Below are 16,176 nucleotides of genomic sequence, written 5' to 3' on the forward strand. Positions count from 1 at the left end.
AGAGCGATCACTGTTGTGGCTACTCTGAGGGGTCTACGGCTTATTATTCTCATGTTCACCTCCTGTTTTTCGCAGGATAGAGACATGCGCGTGTATAAGTGTCAAAGTCGATTTCTTTGGGCGTGTATTCGAATACGTTATACCCCGACTGCCGACGCGCTTCTCAATCACTTTCCCGGGCCTGTCGCAAATTTCGATGGTTAACGAGCTGTTGACCATAGGCGCGGAAATTGCCGCTCCCGATGTCGTGGAGCGAACAGATGATTCTGAATGCCATTGCCGAGAAGCTGAAGCGCCAGTCGAAGGATGATTTCAAAGGCAGGCATTTCGAGGCATGGCTGATTGTGCAGACGGTTGCCTGGTATTTGCGCTATCCGCTGAGCTATCGAGATCTGGAAGAGATGTTCCGCGAGCGCGGCTTCGAGGTCGACCACAGTACAATCAATCGCTGGTGTCGTTTTGCATTTAACCGGGTTCATCCTCAATTTCTGTGATTCATCGGCAGCATTCTCGCTCGCATCAGTTCTGGGCCGGCGCGACCGTACATTGCTCGCTTCAGCATCTTGAGGCGGTTGATCTAGTTCGGCTCCCGCTTGGTCAGAAAGGCGTGGTCGATGACAGTTGCTCCGATCGTGTATTCACCGACCGTCTCAACGACGACATTCACGCGGCGAAGATCGATTACGGAAGGTTCCAGCAACGCTGCAATGCACAGCGCGTCGCGGACGGGCGCTGAATCCGGAACTTCTCCAGCCAGCGCGTTCAATTGATAGCCGTGGATCCGGAATTCGATAACTTCGGCGGCCACTTTGGATGCTGGCGTGTCAAGCTCTCGGAGAGCAGCGCATTGAGCGAGTGAAACCCGCGCCTGATGCGTGGCGTCCAATGGGATAAGGGTAATCTTGGAAAACCCTGCAGAAAAGACGACAGCGGCAGCTTCCGGATCTGCCCACACGTTGAATTCGGCGCTGGCGGTCATGTTGGAGCGAAAGATGCCGCCGCCCATGATCACAAGTTCACCGACATTGCCGACGAATGCGGGGTCCAGCGCAATTGCGGTTGCCAGGTTCACATAGGCGCAACGGCGACCAGCGTCATACCCGGATCTGCGGCAAAGGCGTCGACGAGAAACTGAGGTGCCGACGTCGCCTGACGGCTTCCCTTCGGCTCCGGTAGAGGCAGAACTGGCATGTGAACCTTGGGATCGCGGCGCTTTGCCCTAGGAGCTGGAAAATCCTGTCGAGCGATCTGCTTGTTCATTCCCGCGTAAACGGGAATATCGCCTCGTCCGATCCATTCCAGGACCCGAAGCGTGTTGTCGGTCGTCTGCTCCAGAGGAACGTTTCCGTTAACGGTCGTGATCGCGACGAGATCGATGTCTGGATGCAGCGCGGCGAACATGATCGCCACGGCGTCATCCGTTCCTGTATCGACGTCCATCACAATTCGTCTTGAGGCCATGCAAAGTGCTCCTTCGGAGTTTTAACGATCGGGTGTGCAGCCGCCAGCAGGTTGCCCGACCAAGGGGGTGTCGTCGGCTTTCCTGACGGCGGCTGACCTCGGCGCCTTAACTTGCCTTCGCTTCGAAATATTCGACCACGAGGCCATCGGGATTGCGGACGGTCATGTTTCGGCCGAAGGGTATGGTCACCGGATCATGCAGGATCGCTGCGCCGTTATCCTTTAGCCAAGGAATAAACGCATCAAGGGAGTCCACGTAGAAAATTGCCGATACATCGTTGACTGTCGCCAAATCCTCCCTGGCGCCAGCGAGTATCAAAACCTTGCCGATCTTGGCGCCCTTGACACGCTTTTCGGTGTTTTCGAACCTCAATTCGCATGCGGCCGCCTGGGCAGTCTCATAGAATGCGATCGTGCTCTCGAATTTGTCCGTCTCCACATAAAGACGAAATACCATGTCAGCGACCTTCATCGCGTTCTCCTTTCAGATATTGATTCCACGTATTGTTCCCGGCAGATTTCAGCCGAGGTCGTTTCGGACGACCACACATTCGAGGCTGTCGGCCGATCGGGCGACTTCCATTGCGTTAGGCAGGTCGCTCATCGGGTACACCTTCGCCTTGATCGGGCTCATATCGAGACGCCCAATACGGAGTAGGTTGAGGAGCTTGAGATGGGCGTCCGCCTCGTACATGAAATGGCCAATGATCTCCAGATTGTTGCCCATCATCTGCATGTAGTTGATTGGCAGCGGCACGGTCATGCTTCCCATCAGCACGAGCCTGCCATTGCGGCGAAGGCTACCAAGGGCCGACAGCGTCGTGCTCGGATCATTTGCCTGGCCGACCATGTCGAAGGCAAGCTCTGCGCCACCGCCGCTTGCTGCCCTCAAAGCCTCCGCATCCGCCTTGACGTCACCCGTCATCGGAACTGTCGTCACTCGGCCGCCCGTCGCCTTGGAAATTGCCTCGAGCTTGGCGGCGTTGCGTCCGGATCCAATGACCCTGCCGGCGCCCATGGCGAGAGCAACGAGTGCTGCTGACGTGCCGTAGCCACCTGTGATGCCATTGATAACGACGGTCTCGCCGGCCGACAGACGTCCGCGCACCAGGCCGCCATAAGGAACGACACAGCGGCTGAAAATCGAGAAGTCTTCCGCGGGTATATGATCAAGGCCATCTGCGGGCGTTACCGCCGAGACCGGCCAGAGCGCGTATTCTGCCAGCGTGCCGTTGGGCCAGTCGGCCATTTGGGCCTCGCCAGCGCCGCCGAAGTTCGTGACGCCGATCAGGATCTGCGTCTTGTCGGCTACATTCTCGTTGGTGACGAGGTGGGAAGAGAGAACGACGCGCTGGCCGGGCTTCAGGTGCCACACGTCGCGGCCAACCGCCTCGATGGTGCCAAACCCATTGCCGCCCGGCGTGAAGGCGCCGTGAGGCGGCCGGTATGTTGGGAGCTTGCCCTCGACATACTCCTTCAAATAGGACATCAGCGAAGACGTCTCGATCTTGACAAGGACGCTGCCCGGACGGACTTGCGGCGTTGGGACTTCGCGAAGTTGAAACGGGGTTCCGAACCCGTCGATCTGCCAGGCTTTCATGGTCATCTCCTTAATGTGATCGTATTGCTAAGAAATCAGATGGGCGCGTCGCCCGGTCCCCAGCTCGGACCAGCGAACGGATGACCTTGCGGGACGCGCGAACTCGCACGGTAGGTCTGTATCCATCCCGGATAGGACGGCGTCAGTCGGCTGACCGAGTCGAGCCGTTGCAGGTCGTCCGCGTCGAAAGAGACGCCAGTCGCTCCGAGATTGTCTTCGAGCTGGCCAAGACGCTTGACGCCGAGGATGACGCTCGTCACCGCTTTACGAGACAAGAGCCAGGCCAACGCGATCTGCGCCGGCGTCGCGGCATGCTTGGGAGCAAGCTCCCGAAGAACATCGACGACTTCAAACGCGCGCTCGGTCTCAACAGGTGGGAACTGAAGATTGGCGCGTCGCGAGTCCTTGTCCTCAGTGCCGCTGCGGTCGAATTTGCCCGAGAGCAAACCCCCTGCCAGCGGGCTCCAGCACAACAATCCAAGCCCCTGATCAGTAACCGCCGGAACGAGTTCACGCTCGATGTCGCGCCCAGCCAGCGAATAATAGGACTGGACGGAGACAAAGCGTGCCGACCGGTTCAGATCGGATATGCCAAGCGCCTTCAGGACCTGCCAAGCCATATAGTTCGAGCAACCGATGTAGCGGACCTTTCCCTGCCGGACCGCATCGTCGAGGGCGCGGAGTGTCTCTTCCATCGGCGTGACACGATCAAAATTGTGGAGCTGGTAGAGATCTATATAGTCGGTCTTCAACCGCTGCAGGCTTGCCTCAAGACCGGCCATAATATGTGTCCGGGACTGCCCGACATCGTTCGGGCCGGGTCCAACGCGGCTACTTACCTTCGTGGCCAGAACCAGGTTCTGGCGGCGACCGGTCAGCGTGCCTCCAAGCACAGTTTCTGAACCGCCGCCCGTATAGACGTCTGCAGTATCGATGAAATTGATACCGGCATCGATCGCCCTGCCGACAATCTGGTCTGCCTCTTCCAACGACAGATTGCCGATGGGATTGGCATTACCTCCAAACGTCATCGTTCCGAGGCAGAGCCGTGAAACGAATGTGCCTGTCGTACCGAGCTGACTGTATTGCATCTGTCTCTCCTGCGGTGGTGATAGACAGATAACACCGCCTGAGACCTTGCGCGATGGACGATACGTATTCTATAGTCCGTTATGAGTATCCAATCGTCCAAAGGTGTGAAATGGATCCGCTATCCGACATTCTGACCATGTTTACAGTCCAGCGCGTTGCTACGATCCGATTTGAATCTTCCGGCCCATACGCTCTCAGGTTCGCGGGATACGATCACATCAAGTTTGGGGCGATTCTCTCGGGCAGCCTCCGGCTGTGGGTCGAGGGCAATTCGGCCCCGGTAGAGCTTGGGCCCGGCGACTGCTATCTTTTGACGGACGGCCTGCCCTACAGAACGTCGAACTCGGACGAGGCGACAGAAATCGACGGGAACGTCTATTTTGCCGGCGCCCGGGGACAAGACGGAACAATCCGGTTGGGCGAGGGCCCGGTCGACAAGGTCGTGATCGGCGGCCGATTTGTCTTTGACGAGGAAGGCGCGGCCTGGCTTCGCAGCGCTCTTCCGCAGATCATTCACATCAGGGCATCGTCGCCAGCGGCCGGGCCATTGCGCAGAACGCTGGAGCTGCTCGGACTGGAGGCTGGTGGAGGAGCACCAGGGGAAAATGTCATCGTTGACCGTCTTGCCGACATCCTTCTTGTTCAGGCGCTCCGGGCTTATCTCGCCGAGACCGGTCCGGGCCAGGCAAGCTGGCTTGCCGGCCTTGCCGATCCCAAGCTCGCGCGCGCCATGCGCAGCTTTCACAACGATGTGGCCGCTGACTGGTCGGTCGCATCGATGGCGTCGGCTGCGGGCATGTCGAGGTCGTCTTTCGCGGAGAAGTTTAAGTCCGTCGTCGGGGTAGCGCCTCTCGACTATGTGACGCGCTGGCGCATGCAGCGGGTTCGCCGGGCGCTAATCGAGACGGATCTCGCCTTCGCGACAATCGCAGAGGACAACGGATATCGGTCGCGAACCTCCTGCAGCCAGACGTTCAAGCGCATGTTCGGGCATCCGCCACAGGATCTGAGGAGCTATATCGACCCTCATTTTGGGGACCGATACGAAGACGGATCCATCCAGGCCGCCTGATCAGGCAAAGCGAACCTGCAATTTTCTTGCCCGGCCGCTCTGGTACAGGCTCGCAAGATCCGCGGGCAGCATTTCAAATCCCTCGTAGACGTTGCAGACTGGCTTCAGCCGGCCGCTCTCGAGAAGGACGGCTAGCTTGTCTTCGGCCTCGAGCCGCTCATGGTAGAAGCTGTCGACGACCCACAATTCCGACGTCACGCCACGCTCCGCCATGATCGCTTCGACAGTCGGCGTTATTCCACAGACCTCCTTTCGCGTTCGATTTCCGTGCGATGCCCCCTCGGAATAGAAGCTTGAGGCACCGTAAACTTAACGTCCGTCAGGCGACCGCTGGTGCTCCTGCTCGACCTGCGATTATATGCGAGCGATCACCGCCCACATGTTCATGGCAGCGGCGCGTAGTTCGCGATGGTGGCTGGCGGAAATGTCGTGGCGAGGGATGTGGAATAGGTTGGCAATCGGATCGTGAATGGAGACGAAGCGCTGCAAGTGTCTCTGTGACTTGAAGCGCTTCATGATCCGCTCTCGCTGTCGCACTGGCTGATGGGAATTCTCGGCTCGATTGTTGAGCCCCTTGTGGGATCGATGCTCGACGCCCGGCATGATCTCTCGTCTTGCGGCGTCATAGGATCGGAGCTTGTCGCTCACCATCACGCGTGGCGCACGGCCTTGGCCCTTCAGCAGCTTGCGCATCAGGCGTTTGGCTGCCTTGGCGTTGCGGCAGCTTTGCACCAGCACCTCCAGCACAAATCCGTCCTGATCAACGGCGCGGCACAGCCAATGTTTCTCGCCTCCAATCGAAATGACGGCCTCGTCGAGATGCCATTTATCGCCGAGCTGGCCGCGCGAACGTCGACGGATCTGGTTGGCGAAGATTCGCCCGAATTTTTCCGCCCACAGCCTGACCGTTTGATGCGAAACGATGATCCCTCGGGCCGCCAGCATGTCCTCGACCATTCGCAGGCTGAGTGGAAACCGAAAATAGAGCCATACGGCATGGCCGATGATTTCGGCGGGAAAACGATGGCGGCGGTAAAGAGGATCTCGGTCAGTCATGGCCGAGCATCCTAGTCCATCCACACGTCATTTGGGCTCGGCGCTTTCCGCCGCAAGCGGCAGGCATAGTCGGGGCCGAACTTCTTTGCCCAACACCTGATCGTCTCATAGGAAACGACGATGCCCCGCTCCAAAAGCATCTCCTCGACCAAACGCCGGCTCAATGGAAATCGGAAATACAGCCAGACCGCATGGGCGATCAAAGCGGGAGGAAACCGATGGCGCTTGTAGCTGACGGGGCTCTTGCTCCTCACGGCGAGTTACCCGCAACCTTTCAGCCCAAGTTAATCTGACATCACCCTCTTGCTTTGCTCGTCGTGTCCCGTCACGCGGGGGTCGGTATCCCTATGCTGCTCGCCTTGCTGGCCCTGGCTGGCCTGGCGGGGCATCCAGCACGGATTTTATCTACTCTACGAACATTTCGTCTCGCCCCTTGCGAACGTTCGGAATAATCGCAGCGGCAAGCAGAACGACTGAAACGAGAAGGAGACCTGCACTGATCGGTTCGGTGATGAATGTCGAAAGAGATCCGCGAGATAGAATAAGCGCTCGGCGCATGTTTTCCTCCATCAACTTGCCGAGTACAAAGCCAAGCAGAAGAGGCGCTGGTTCGAAGCCGCATTTGATCAGCAAGTAGCCGACAAAACCGAATAGCCCTATAAACATGACATCGGTCGGCAGTGAGTTTATAGAATAAATACCAATGCAGCAGAATGCGAGGATTGCCGGGAACATCAGCCGGTAGGGGACCTTCAAAAGCCGCACCCATAGGCCGACCATCGGCAGGTTGATGACGAGAAGCATCAGATTGCCGACCCACATGGAGGCAATCATACCCCAGAATAAGCTTGGATTGCCGGTCATGACCTGAGGTCCAGGAATAATACCTTGAATTGTCATCGCACCAACCATTAGCGCCATGACCGCATTGCCCGGAATTCCCAACGTCAGCAGAGGAATGAACGAGGTTTGTGCGCCGGCATTGTTGGCCGATTCAGGACCTGCGACGCCCTCAATAGCACCCTTTCCGAAACGAGTGGGGTCCTTTGCAAGCTTCTTCTCCATCGCGTAGGAGGCAAAAGGAGCCAGGACTGCGCCATTGCCAGGCAGGATGCCAAGTATGGATCCCATAACCGTTCCCCTGACTACCGGAGCCCAAGACTGGCGAAGCTCTTCTCGGTTTGGAAGTAATCGACCGATCGGCTTTCTGACGACGTCGCGGCTCTCCGGTTGTGCCAGATTGCGCATGATCTCCGCCACTCCAAAGATGCCCATCGCCAACACAGCGAAATCGATTCCATCTGACAAAAAGATCAAGCCGAAGGTCATCCTCTCATCGCCCGTCTCCAAATCTGTACCAACGGTCGATAGAAGTATGCCCACTAGGATCATCGCAACAGCCTTTAGGACAGAACCTCCGGCCAGAACGACGGCAAGCACCAGACCCATGATCATCAAGGAAAAATATTCTGTCGCGCCGAACATCAGAGCGATCTTCGTAAGGGGCGCTCCTAGGGCAGCGATCACAAGAGTGGCGACGGAGCCCGCGAAAAACGAGCCGAGCGCTGCCACCGCCAAGGCGGCTCCGGCGCGCCCTTTTTTCGCCATTTCGTGACCGTCGATAGCCGTCACGACTGAGGTGGCTTCGCCGGGAATATTGACCAGGATCGCCGTGGTCGAACCGCCATATTGCGCGCCATAGTAAATGCCAGCGAGCATGATCAGTGACCCAGTAGGATCGAGACTGAATGTAATGGGCAGCAGCATGGCAATCGTGGCGACCGGTCCCACGCCGGGAAGTACACCGATCAACGTACCGACGAGGCATCCCAGGAAGGCAAGTCCAAGGTTTTGAAGTCCGAGCGCTACGGAAAATCCGAGCGACAGGTTGGAAAGAAACGTTTCCATTACTCGCTCTCCCCGCGATCGGCAAGAACGGGCTTTCGGCTCGTGTAAAAGATCATTACGGCGGCTGCGATCATGACCAGCGCCGAGATCCGCAATATTGATTTCGCATCCCAGCCATCGGGAAATATTTCGATGACAGCTTGCGGGAATACCGGGATGGGAAGGTTCAACATATCGCAGAACACGAGCATGCAGCTGGGCGTAAGCCCAAGCGAAAGCATCACAAGCTCGTGGATCCGCGCTTCGGCACTCGCCATACCTCCGATGATGATGGCGATTGGAACTGCGACGATGAGGCCTAGACCCGGTGTCGTCACCGGCCCGATGGTCAAAGGCCGGATAGTTGCAGAAAAAGCAAAGATTGCGAGGATGATCAGGAGCGGGCCTTGTAGATTCCCCCGCTCCAGACGCTCACCGCTGTGCAAAAATGCCGATAGGACCAGCGCGACCCCGCAAAGTCCGACCGCCCATGCCAGCATATGGGGTAACATGCCCGATCCCATGGCGCTGAGCGTACCCGGATCGAGGTCGCGGGTAAGCCACAGTGTCAGTGCCGCAATCGATACAAGTGCGATACCGCCTGCCAAGTTTTGAGGTGCCTTGAGCCCCTTTGCGCGATGTTTCAGTCGGCTGGTCATATGGCTTCATCCCTCTTTCGAGTTTCTCGTCGTGTCACGGGAAACCGCTCAGTTCGGCTCCACGCCAAGGGAATGAATGACCTTTCCCGTGGAAACCAGTTGCGCGTCGAGATAGGCTTTTGCACCTGCCGGCGTCACAATGTCGCCGCTCTCGATTTCAAACCCAAGCGTGGGAGCGCGAGCAAGAACATCTGGCTCCGCTAGAGCCCTGGCAATGGCCTTACTCATGCTGTCTACGATTGCCACAGGCGTACCTGCGGGCGCCATCACCATGAACCAACCCTGGAGATCGATATCCTTGAAGTTCTCCGAGATCGACGGCACGTCGGGGAGCGACGGAACCCGCTGGTTGCCAGCCACAGCGATAGGACGCAGCGATCCATCCTTGATAAATGCTTCGACCACCGACGCCGACTGGATGGTCACCGGGGTTCGGCCGGTGATGCTATCCTGCACGGCGTTGTTGATGTTGTTATAGGGCACCAGCACGAATTTGGAGCCGGACTGCTTGTTGATCGACTGGGCGATCAGCCCGGAAATATTCCGAGGGCCGTCCACCGCAATGCTGAGCGTGCCTGGTGCTTCCTTTTCCAGTGCAAGCAGTTCGGTCAGGTTGTTGGCCGCAATTTTGGGGTTCACCAGAAGCAGCAGGTGGCTGCGGGCCACCTTGGATACGGCAATGAAGTCCTTTGCAGGGTCGTAAGAAAGCGACTTGACCGTAAAAGGGTTGGTGACCAGGGCTGCCGAGGTGCCGAACAGGAAAGTGTAGCCATCGGCGTTGGCACGAGCGACCGACTGTGTACCAACGACATTGCCGGCACCGGGCCGATTTTCGACGATGAATTGCTGTCCCAACGTACGCGACAACTTATCGGTGATAATGCGGGCAAGAACATCGGGGCTGCTTCCCGCTGCCTGGGATACAACGACTGTGACCGGTCGTTGTGGCCAGTCTGCAGCTTCTGCCGCCCCGAAAGCTAGTAGCGAGCCAAGGCAAGCTACGATCATGCGTCTCGAAAATTTTAGCATACTATCCTCCTCCAGGTTATTGTGGTCGCCGAGCGCTGATCGGGTTAGCGGATCTCGTCGACAATAGAATTTTGTAGCGTTCCCAGTTTGTCGATCTCCACCTCCACAATATCGCCAGCCTTCATCCAGAGCGGCGGGGTGCGCTTGGCGCCGACGCCGCCGGGTGTGCCGCTGACGATGACGTCGCCGGCTTCCAGGCGCGTGAAGCTCGAGCAATATTCGATCTGGCGGGCGATATCGAAGATCATCTGGGCGAAGGTCGCGTCCTGGACCACGTGACCGTTGAGGCGGGTCTGCAGGCGCAGGTCGGCCAGCGGGCCGAGCTCGTCAGGCGTCATCATCCACGGGCCGAACGCGCCGGTATCGGGGAAATTCTTGCCCGGCGTGAACTGGTGCGTGTGGTACTGGAAGTCGCGAATGCTGCCATCGTTATAGCAGGCATAGCCCGCCACGTGGCTCATCGCTTCGCCGCGGGAAATATAACGGCCCGGCTTGCCGATGATGACGGCAAGCTCGCCCTCAAAATCGAGATGGGTCGAAACCTTCGGTCGGATGATCGGTGCGAGATGACCGGTCTGGCTATTGGCGTAACGCGAGAAAATCGTCGGATTTTCCACTTCGGTTCGGCCGGTCTCTCTGCGATGCATCTCGTAGTTCAGGCCGACGCAGAGGATCTTGTCGGGATTGGGCACGACCGGCAGCCATTCGACTTCGGAGATCGGCGTGGCGGCGGCGGAAGTGGCAGCCTCGGCAACATCCGCGAGATTCGCCGTGATCGCCGCCTTGAGGTCGACATAACGGCCGGCGAGCGCTGCGCCTGCGTCACGGAAGGTCTCGCCTTCGATAACACCCCAGGTAGTGCGGCCGGCGATCTTGACGGTGGAAAGTCTCATTGTCTTGCTCCTGAATAGGGTTCTTTATCGAAAGCGCATCAAACGAGCCGGGCGTGCAGCTCAGTTATCTGCTGGCGAAGCGCTTCGACATTCTGCGCGGCGCCGAAGACGTAGTGGTCCGGACGGACGATCGCGGCGATCGCGCCATGGCGATCGAACCATGCGGAAAGCACGCCGTCCTTCTCGCGAAGCACCGTCGGGTCGGCATTCTCGTCTCCTTGCGGGGCAACGGCCTTGACCACGATCCCGTCGATCGCTGCGGCCAGCGCTTCGCCCTCGCCCGTCCCGATCCGGCGACCATCGAGAACCAGCCGCCACTCCGGTCCGGTGAACTTATCCAACAGGCGCGGAGCAGCGCCTTCGACGATCGCCGGCTGCGGGAAGAGCAACCCTCGTGCCGGGGTGCCCTCTTTTGCGATCAATCCATCCTCAATGGACGGGACGATTTCCTGGCGGGTAATGGTGAGCGGCTTGCCGCCGCCATCGGCGAGAATCTTGGCATCGCGTGCGGCAGCGGCTTCCGGATCGCGCTCGCAGATCGTTTGGCCGATCGCCTTGATCTTGCCGGTCAATGTCTGCACATGCCGCTTGCGTTCAATCGTATATGTATCGAGCAGTGCTTCTGATGACTGCCCCCTCAGGATTCGATCAAGCCTCCAGACGAGGTTGGAAACGTCACGCAGACCCTGGCACATGCCCTGTCCGATGAACGGTGGCTGCTGGTGCGCGGCGTCGCCGGCGATGAGCACGCGCCCGCGGCGCCAATCGTCAGCCACCAGTGCATGGAAGCGATAGGCAGCTGCGCGCCAGAGGTCGCCCTCTTCAGGGGTCAGCCAGGGCGACAGCAACTGCCAGACATTTTCCGGCTTTTCCATTTCGCGCGGATTTTCACCCGGCAGGAGCATGATCTCCCAGCGGCGATGGTTTTTCGGCCCCATGATATAGCTTGTCGGCCGTGCCGGATTGCAGAACTGCGCCGATGTCTGCGGCAGCTTGCCCAGGGCGTCCTCATGAACCTGCACGTCCACCACCAACCACGGTTCGTCGAAGACCAGGTCCTCGAACTTTATGCCGGACTGTTCGCGTACCTGGCTCCATGCTCCATCGCAGCCGATCACGTATTTCGCCGCGACGTTCCGGGTCTTGCCGGCGGCGTCCTTCAGCGTCGCGAAGACCTCATCCGCCTGCGGATCGAGACCGATCATTTCCGTGCCAAGCTCGACCGTCACGCAATCGAAGCTTTCGGCATGCTGCCGCATGACAGCCTCGACCGGCGGCTGGGTGAATACCATGCTCGGCGTGTAGCCTAGCGGATAAGGCTTCGGCACCATGTCGATGCGGCGGATAAGTTGTCCCTGTGCGCCGAAATGCTGGGAGGCCGTGAATGGCGCGATATATGGCAGCACCTGGTCGGCGATACCCATATTGTCAAAGTGCCGCAGGATCTCGTGGTCAATCGCGATGGCGCGCGGCTTGTCGTAGATATCTGTCAGCCGATCCACAACGAGTGTGGAATGTCCCCGTGCGCCAAGCATGCCGGCGGCAACTGCACCGGCCGGACCGAAGCCCACCACCAGCACGTCATATCGGTTCGAAATATCGTTCTCGTTCGTCACGGGAAAGCCTCTGCAAACTGAAGCGGCGGTGTCAGGCGCCGGAAAATCCGATGGAAATCTGCGCCTTCTTGCAGGCGTCACTTTTTGGAGGCGCAATGCCCCAATGGTCTGTCCGGCCCGGCGGCCACACCCATTCTTCCGGCCCGCGGACACGATAGCCGTCATCGACCTGAAGCACTTCGGCGGTGTATTCGATCACCACGCCTTGCGGATCGATGAAATAAGCGAAGACATTGTCCCCCGGGCCGTGCCGTCCAACGCCCCAGCCGATCGGATACCCCTGGTCCACGACCAGCCCGGAACCGCGCATGACGGATTCCAGGTCAGGCATCAGGAAAGCGACATGGTTCAGTCCGTTGGCCGGCGCTTCCGCCAGCACCACCGCGTGATGGTCGGCATTGCAGCACAGAAACGTCATAAGCTTGGAGCGGTCCGTCAGGCGGAAGCCGAGGACATCCCGGTAGAAGCTCGAAAGTGCCTCGATCTGCGCGCTGTTGATATTGACATGGGCGAGGCGGTGCGGCCGGTTGGCGACGATCGCGCCTTGTCGGCGGCGATCTCCATGCACGAATTCCAGCACCGAACCCTGTGGCTCCCGGATAACGAAACGCTCGCCGCCGGAAGGTGCATCGGCAGGCCCCGGCTCTCTCAGCACGACACAACCCGCTGCGACCGTTTTAGCAAAAAGCGAATGCAGGTCTTCGGCGGAGCGTACGCGGAAAGTGGTCTTGCGCAGCTCCGAACGGTCGCTCCGCTTTAGCTCCAGCACGTGAAAATCGTCGCCGGTCGCCGCCAAGAAGACCCTGTCCTCTGTCTCGGCTACGATATCCAGCCCCCAAACGCGGGTGTAGAAATCGACGGAAGCACAGAGATCGGGCGTACCCAGCTCGACACTACGCAGGGCGGAAACAGGAAAATCGGTCATCTGATCAAACCTCATCCAGAGCGAGGAAAGCTCGCGCGTTCGCGAATGTCAGGCGTTCGCGCAGTCCGACATCGGCGAAAGCCTCGTCGATACGTGCAACAGGCTCTTTTTCGCGGAAATTGAAGGGGTAGTCGGTACCCAACAACACCCGCTCTTCGCCGAAGACGGAGACCAGACGCCGCAATGTGTCCGCATCGAAGACGAGCGAGTCCACGTAAAGGCGCCGCGCCTGCGCCGAGGGCGCTTCCGGCATGATGTCCTTGACCGCCGGAAATGCAAAATAACCCTGCTCCAGGCGCGGTAACAACGAAGCGATGGTTCCACCGCCATGGCTGAAGGCTATCCGGAGCTTCGGGAATTTCTGTAACAGTCCACCGGTGATCACCGAAGCCGCCGCCAGGCCAACATCGGTCGGATACCCAAGAACCTGCTGAAGCGGCGCTGGTCCGACGAGCCGGTCCATGCCGGCCGGCCGTACTGCATGGACGAATACCGCCGCACCGAGCCTTTCCACTTCCGCAAAAAATGGATGGAAGTGCGCATCACCGATTGCGACACCATTGATGTTGCTGCCGATCTCGATGCCGCGAAAGCCGAGTTCACCGACAACGCGATGCAATTCGGCAATTGCAAGGTCGATGTCCTGCATCGGCAGACCACCAAGCCCGACGAAGCAGCCCTCACCTTCCATCACCAAGGCAGCGATCGAGTCATTGACGTGACGCACGAGATCGTTAGCCGCATTCGTGTCGATCCAATAGCCGAACAATTCCGGCATTGGGGATAGAGCCTGCAGATCTATGCCAGCACGATCCATTTCTTCAAGGCGTCGCTCAGCAACCCAGCAAGCATCGCTGACCGTGCGATAGGGCTTTTCGTCAATGACAACAGTCGCATGGCAATCGCCAGCCGCGATCATGGAAGGCCAGCCACGCACAGAGGCGCCGCCAGCAGGCAACGGAAAGCGCGACGGCACAACATGGCAGTGGACGTCGATGCCGCCGCAGCCACAACCGCTCCTGAAGCGTTTTGCCTTTTCCTCGCCCACGCTCTCCTCCTGTGTTGGCATTTCGATAATATACAAACTTCGACGCGTAAAGATCGAATTTATAAATTTTGCGATTTCGATATGATCGTGTATATAAAAACCGATTTGGATGGTGGAGCCACATGAACGTCGATGCGCCGAACAAGGGGCTGGAAAGCCCAGCAACGCTTGCCACGAGCATCTACGAGCGACTGAAGGTCGATATTTTGTCGGCAAGGCTCGAACCAGGCCGTAAGCTACAGCTGCGTTTTCTGATGGAGCAATACGAAGCCGGGCAAACACCTTTGCGGGAAGCGTTAAACCGCCTCACCACTGAGGACCTCGTCATAGGCAAGGAGCAGCGCGGCTTCTTCGTAAAACCGATCAGTCTTGAGGAACTCGGAGAGCTGACGAAAACCCGGTGCTGGGTAGAAGGCCTGGCCCTGCGCGAGTCGATCGCCAATGCCGAACCAGCTTGGGAAGAAGCCCTTATCGTGGCCCATCACCGTCTGGATCGGGCGCCCCGCTCGCTCAATCCCGAGCGGTTCGAAAGCAACCCGGAATGGGAGCGCCTGCACAAGGCTTTTCACGCCATTCTCATCAGCGGCTGCCAATCGCGTCCGCTGATCGGTTTCTGTGAACAGCTTGCAGACCGGCTTGGCCGTTATCGCGCGCTTTCCAGCCGCAAGGCATTCAGGGTGCGCAAGGTGAGCCAAGAACATGCGGATATTGTGAAGGCGGTCCTGGATCGCGACAGCGAAGGGGCCATGCGCCTTCTGCAGCGACATTATGAGCAGACAGCCGAAATCATCCGGGCCGATCTGGAAACGACTGAAGCCGGCGACACGACGCCGGCCTGATCTTCACGAAACCGGAAATTCACTTGCCCGCGTTTTCGCGGATAAATTCGAGGATATCGGGACCGAGACTTTCGTCGGCGGTGCCGAAATGTTCGATGATCGAAATATGGTTGTGGCCGAGCGCCGTCTTGTAGTTCGGAAGCTTGCCATCGCGGGCAAACAGCGCGTCGACGAGACGCTTGTTCTGGCGTTGGATTGAAGGCATGTCGTTTTCGCCCACAGCCAGGAAGATCGGCAGTTTCCGGTCGGCGACGTGGCGGATGATTGACATGCCGGAATATTTCGATGCGTCCTCGCCGTAGTAGACCTTGTCCTGCTGGGCAAGATCTTCCGCGTCGGCTGTCGGTATCGAAATAAGGATCAAGCCGCGCACGCCATCATCCGGCTTGCCGGCTGATGTGAGAAACCCGTAGGTCGCCGCATGCGTGGCACCGGCGGAATTGCCCGATACGAAGATCGAACCAACATTACCTGGAAGCGCTTCCGGATGCTCCCGCAGCCACGCCACCGCCTTGCCGACGTCCTCGCCGCCGGACGGGAAGCTCGCCTGTGGCGCATAGGTGTAGTTGATCAGCGCAGTTACTATTCCATGCTGCGCAAAATAGGTACCGAAATGGGCAACGTCCTTCTTGTCGCCGCGCACGAAACCGCCGCCGTGCGCAAATACCAGCATGGGGACTTTCGCCCCAGCCGGGAGATTGGAAGGAACGTAGAGATCGAGCTTCTGGCGCTCGCCGCTCCCGTACGCAATGTCCTTGGGGACGGTTACGCCTTCTTTCGAAGCCGCCTCGTGAAGCGGCTTGTAGAGCTCGGTCACCCCCTTCACCACGTCCGGCCCCAACCGATCGCCGAAGGCGCGAACACCCTCTGCGACCGACGGCGGGTTCGCCGATATCTGTGCGTGGGCCGGCGAGACAATACCCGCTACTCCAATGAGCAAACTCCAGTAAAGCAATCGCATGTTTTCCTCCCGCATGCTTATTTTAAGGATCGCCAAAC

General features: G+C 58.7%; 17 protein-coding genes and 2 pseudogenes. 3 read left to right on the top strand and 16 right to left on the bottom strand.

The genetic code is table 11. The features are described from left to right. Nucleotides 1-260: 260 nt before the first annotated feature. A pseudogene (locus J2857_RS29725) lies at nt 261-452 on the top strand (IS6 family transposase); the annotation flags it as partial. A gap of 125 nt (nt 453-577) precedes the next feature. Here the strand turns inward: J2857_RS29725 and J2857_RS31335 are convergent. The 5 genes from J2857_RS31335 to J2857_RS29750 form a co-directional block, all read right to left on the bottom strand. Next, nucleotides 578-1,072, bottom strand: coding sequence for a nucleoside hydrolase (locus J2857_RS31335; protein ID WP_210013662.1), 495 nt, complete (start codon nt 1,070-1,072; stop codon nt 578-580). Further along, nucleotides 1,069-1,440: a nucleoside hydrolase gene (locus J2857_RS31340; protein ID WP_281068666.1), complete on the bottom strand. Its 372-nt coding sequence runs from the start codon at nt 1,438-1,440 to the stop codon at nt 1,069-1,071. Before J2857_RS31340 ends, J2857_RS31335 begins: the two co-directional genes overlap by 4 nt. A gap of 127 nt (nt 1,441-1,567) precedes the next feature. Next, nucleotides 1,568-1,933 carry a hypothetical protein gene (locus tag J2857_RS29740; RefSeq protein WP_210013664.1) on the bottom strand — a complete coding sequence of 122 codons (366 nt, stop codon included), beginning with the start codon at nt 1,931-1,933 and terminating at the stop codon, nt 1,568-1,570. A 48-nt stretch (nt 1,934-1,981) separates the two neighbouring features. Continuing rightward, nucleotides 1,982-3,061: a zinc-binding dehydrogenase gene (locus J2857_RS29745; RefSeq protein ID WP_210013665.1), complete on the bottom strand. Its 1,080-nt coding sequence runs from the start codon at nt 3,059-3,061 to the stop codon at nt 1,982-1,984. Between the two features lie 35 nt (nt 3,062-3,096). Beyond that, nucleotides 3,097-4,152, bottom strand: coding sequence for an aldo/keto reductase (locus J2857_RS29750; RefSeq protein ID WP_210013666.1), 1,056 nt, complete (start codon nt 4,150-4,152; stop codon nt 3,097-3,099). A 110-nt stretch (nt 4,153-4,262) separates the two neighbouring features. On the opposite strand from J2857_RS29750, the gene J2857_RS29755 reads away from it, so the two are divergent. Beyond that, nucleotides 4,263-5,225, top strand: coding sequence for an AraC family transcriptional regulator (locus J2857_RS29755; protein ID WP_210013667.1), 963 nt, complete (start codon nt 4,263-4,265; stop codon nt 5,223-5,225). On the opposite strand, the gene J2857_RS29760 is transcribed toward J2857_RS29755, so the two are convergent. From J2857_RS29760 to J2857_RS29805, 10 genes and pseudogenes are all read right to left on the bottom strand, one after another. Continuing rightward, nucleotides 5,226-5,423 (bottom strand): hypothetical protein, encoded by a 198-nt coding sequence (locus J2857_RS29760; RefSeq protein ID WP_210013668.1) that lies wholly within the window; start codon nt 5,421-5,423, stop codon nt 5,226-5,228. 156 nt (nt 5,424-5,579) lie between these two features. Further along, the gene (locus J2857_RS29765) at nt 5,580-6,281 is read right to left on the bottom strand and encodes an IS6 family transposase (protein WP_210013669.1); all 702 of its coding nucleotides are present in this window, start codon (nt 6,279-6,281) and stop codon (nt 5,580-5,582) included. A gap of 20 nt (nt 6,282-6,301) precedes the next feature. Beyond that, nucleotides 6,302-6,535: pseudogene (locus J2857_RS29770) on the bottom strand (IS6 family transposase); the annotation flags it as partial. 151 nt (nt 6,536-6,686) lie between these two features. After that, the gene (locus J2857_RS29775) at nt 6,687-8,189 is read right to left on the bottom strand and encodes a tripartite tricarboxylate transporter permease (RefSeq protein ID WP_210013670.1); all 1,503 of its coding nucleotides are present in this window, start codon (nt 8,187-8,189) and stop codon (nt 6,687-6,689) included. Next, entirely contained in the window at nt 8,189-8,827 is a 639-nt protein-coding gene (locus tag J2857_RS29780) for a tripartite tricarboxylate transporter TctB family protein (RefSeq protein ID WP_210013671.1), read from the bottom strand. The genes J2857_RS29775 and J2857_RS29780 overlap by 1 nt, the downstream gene beginning before the upstream one ends. A 48-nt stretch (nt 8,828-8,875) precedes the next feature. Beyond that, on the bottom strand, nt 8,876-9,856 hold the full coding sequence (locus J2857_RS29785) for a Bug family tripartite tricarboxylate transporter substrate binding protein (RefSeq protein ID WP_210013672.1): 981 nt from the start codon (nt 9,854-9,856) through the stop codon (nt 8,876-8,878). A gap of 44 nt (nt 9,857-9,900) precedes the next feature. Continuing rightward, nucleotides 9,901-10,749 carry a fumarylacetoacetate hydrolase family protein gene (locus J2857_RS29790; RefSeq protein WP_210013673.1) on the bottom strand — a complete coding sequence of 283 codons (849 nt, stop codon included), beginning with the start codon at nt 10,747-10,749 and terminating at the stop codon, nt 9,901-9,903. Between the two features lie 38 nt (nt 10,750-10,787). Continuing rightward, nucleotides 10,788-12,365 carry a bifunctional 3-(3-hydroxy-phenyl)propionate/3-hydroxycinnamic acid hydroxylase gene (locus J2857_RS29795; RefSeq protein ID WP_210013674.1) on the bottom strand — a complete coding sequence of 526 codons (1,578 nt, stop codon included), beginning with the start codon at nt 12,363-12,365 and terminating at the stop codon, nt 10,788-10,790. Nucleotides 12,366-12,396: 31 nt separating this feature from the next. Beyond that, entirely contained in the window at nt 12,397-13,290 is an 894-nt protein-coding gene (locus tag J2857_RS29800) for a VOC family protein (RefSeq protein WP_210013675.1), read from the bottom strand. 4 nt (nt 13,291-13,294) lie between these two features. Next, nucleotides 13,295-14,338 (bottom strand): amidohydrolase family protein, encoded by a 1,044-nt coding sequence (locus tag J2857_RS29805; protein WP_210013676.1) that lies wholly within the window; start codon nt 14,336-14,338, stop codon nt 13,295-13,297. 122 nt (nt 14,339-14,460) lie between these two features. Between J2857_RS29805 and J2857_RS29810 the strand changes: the two genes are divergently transcribed. Then, the gene (locus tag J2857_RS29810; RefSeq protein ID WP_210013677.1) at nt 14,461-15,177 is read left to right on the top strand and encodes a GntR family transcriptional regulator; all 717 of its coding nucleotides are present in this window, start codon (nt 14,461-14,463) and stop codon (nt 15,175-15,177) included. Nucleotides 15,178-15,196: 19 nt separating this feature from the next. Here the strand turns inward: J2857_RS29810 and J2857_RS29815 are convergent, their stop codons facing one another. Beyond that, nucleotides 15,197-16,138 (bottom strand): alpha/beta hydrolase, encoded by a 942-nt coding sequence (locus tag J2857_RS29815; RefSeq protein ID WP_210013678.1) that lies wholly within the window; start codon nt 16,136-16,138, stop codon nt 15,197-15,199. Nucleotides 16,139-16,176: the final 38 nt, after the last annotated feature.

It is taken from the genome of Neorhizobium galegae, assembly GCF_017877055.1.
Taxonomy (GTDB): domain Bacteria; phylum Pseudomonadota; class Alphaproteobacteria; order Rhizobiales; family Rhizobiaceae; genus Neorhizobium; species Neorhizobium galegae_D.

Bases quoted from the DNA above. Each gene is read 5' to 3' on its own strand.
- J2857_RS29800 (WP_210013675.1), bottom strand. From the start codon at position 13,290: ATGACCGATTTTCCTGTTTCCGCCCTGCGTAGTGTCGAGCTGGGTACG.
- J2857_RS29815 (WP_210013678.1), bottom strand. From the start codon at position 16,138: ATGCGATTGCTTTACTGGAGTTTGCTCATTGGAGTAGCGGGTATTGTC.
- J2857_RS29775 (WP_210013670.1), bottom strand. From the start codon at position 8,189: ATGGAAACGTTTCTTTCCAACCTGTCGCTCGGATTTTCCGTAGCGCTC.
- J2857_RS29765 (WP_210013669.1), bottom strand. From the start codon at position 6,281: ATGACTGACCGAGATCCTCTTTACCGCCGCCATCGTTTTCCCGCCGAA.
- J2857_RS29810 (WP_210013677.1), top strand. From the start codon at position 14,461: ATGAACGTCGATGCGCCGAACAAGGGGCTGGAAAGCCCAGCAACGCTT.
- J2857_RS29740 (WP_210013664.1), bottom strand. From the start codon at position 1,933: ATGAAGGTCGCTGACATGGTATTTCGTCTTTATGTGGAGACGGACAAA.
- J2857_RS29750 (WP_210013666.1), bottom strand. From the start codon at position 4,152: ATGCAATACAGTCAGCTCGGTACGACAGGCACATTCGTTTCACGGCTC.
- J2857_RS29745 (WP_210013665.1), bottom strand. From the start codon at position 3,061: ATGAAAGCCTGGCAGATCGACGGGTTCGGAACCCCGTTTCAACTTCGC.
- J2857_RS29780 (WP_210013671.1), bottom strand. From the start codon at position 8,827: ATGACCAGCCGACTGAAACATCGCGCAAAGGGGCTCAAGGCACCTCAA.
- J2857_RS29785 (WP_210013672.1), bottom strand. From the start codon at position 9,856: ATGCTAAAATTTTCGAGACGCATGATCGTAGCTTGCCTTGGCTCGCTA.
- J2857_RS29790 (WP_210013673.1), bottom strand. From the start codon at position 10,749: ATGAGACTTTCCACCGTCAAGATCGCCGGCCGCACTACCTGGGGTGTT.
- J2857_RS31340 (WP_281068666.1), bottom strand. From the start codon at position 1,440: ATGGACGTCGATACAGGAACGGATGACGCCGTGGCGATCATGTTCGCC.
- J2857_RS29755 (WP_210013667.1), top strand. From the start codon at position 4,263: ATGGATCCGCTATCCGACATTCTGACCATGTTTACAGTCCAGCGCGTT.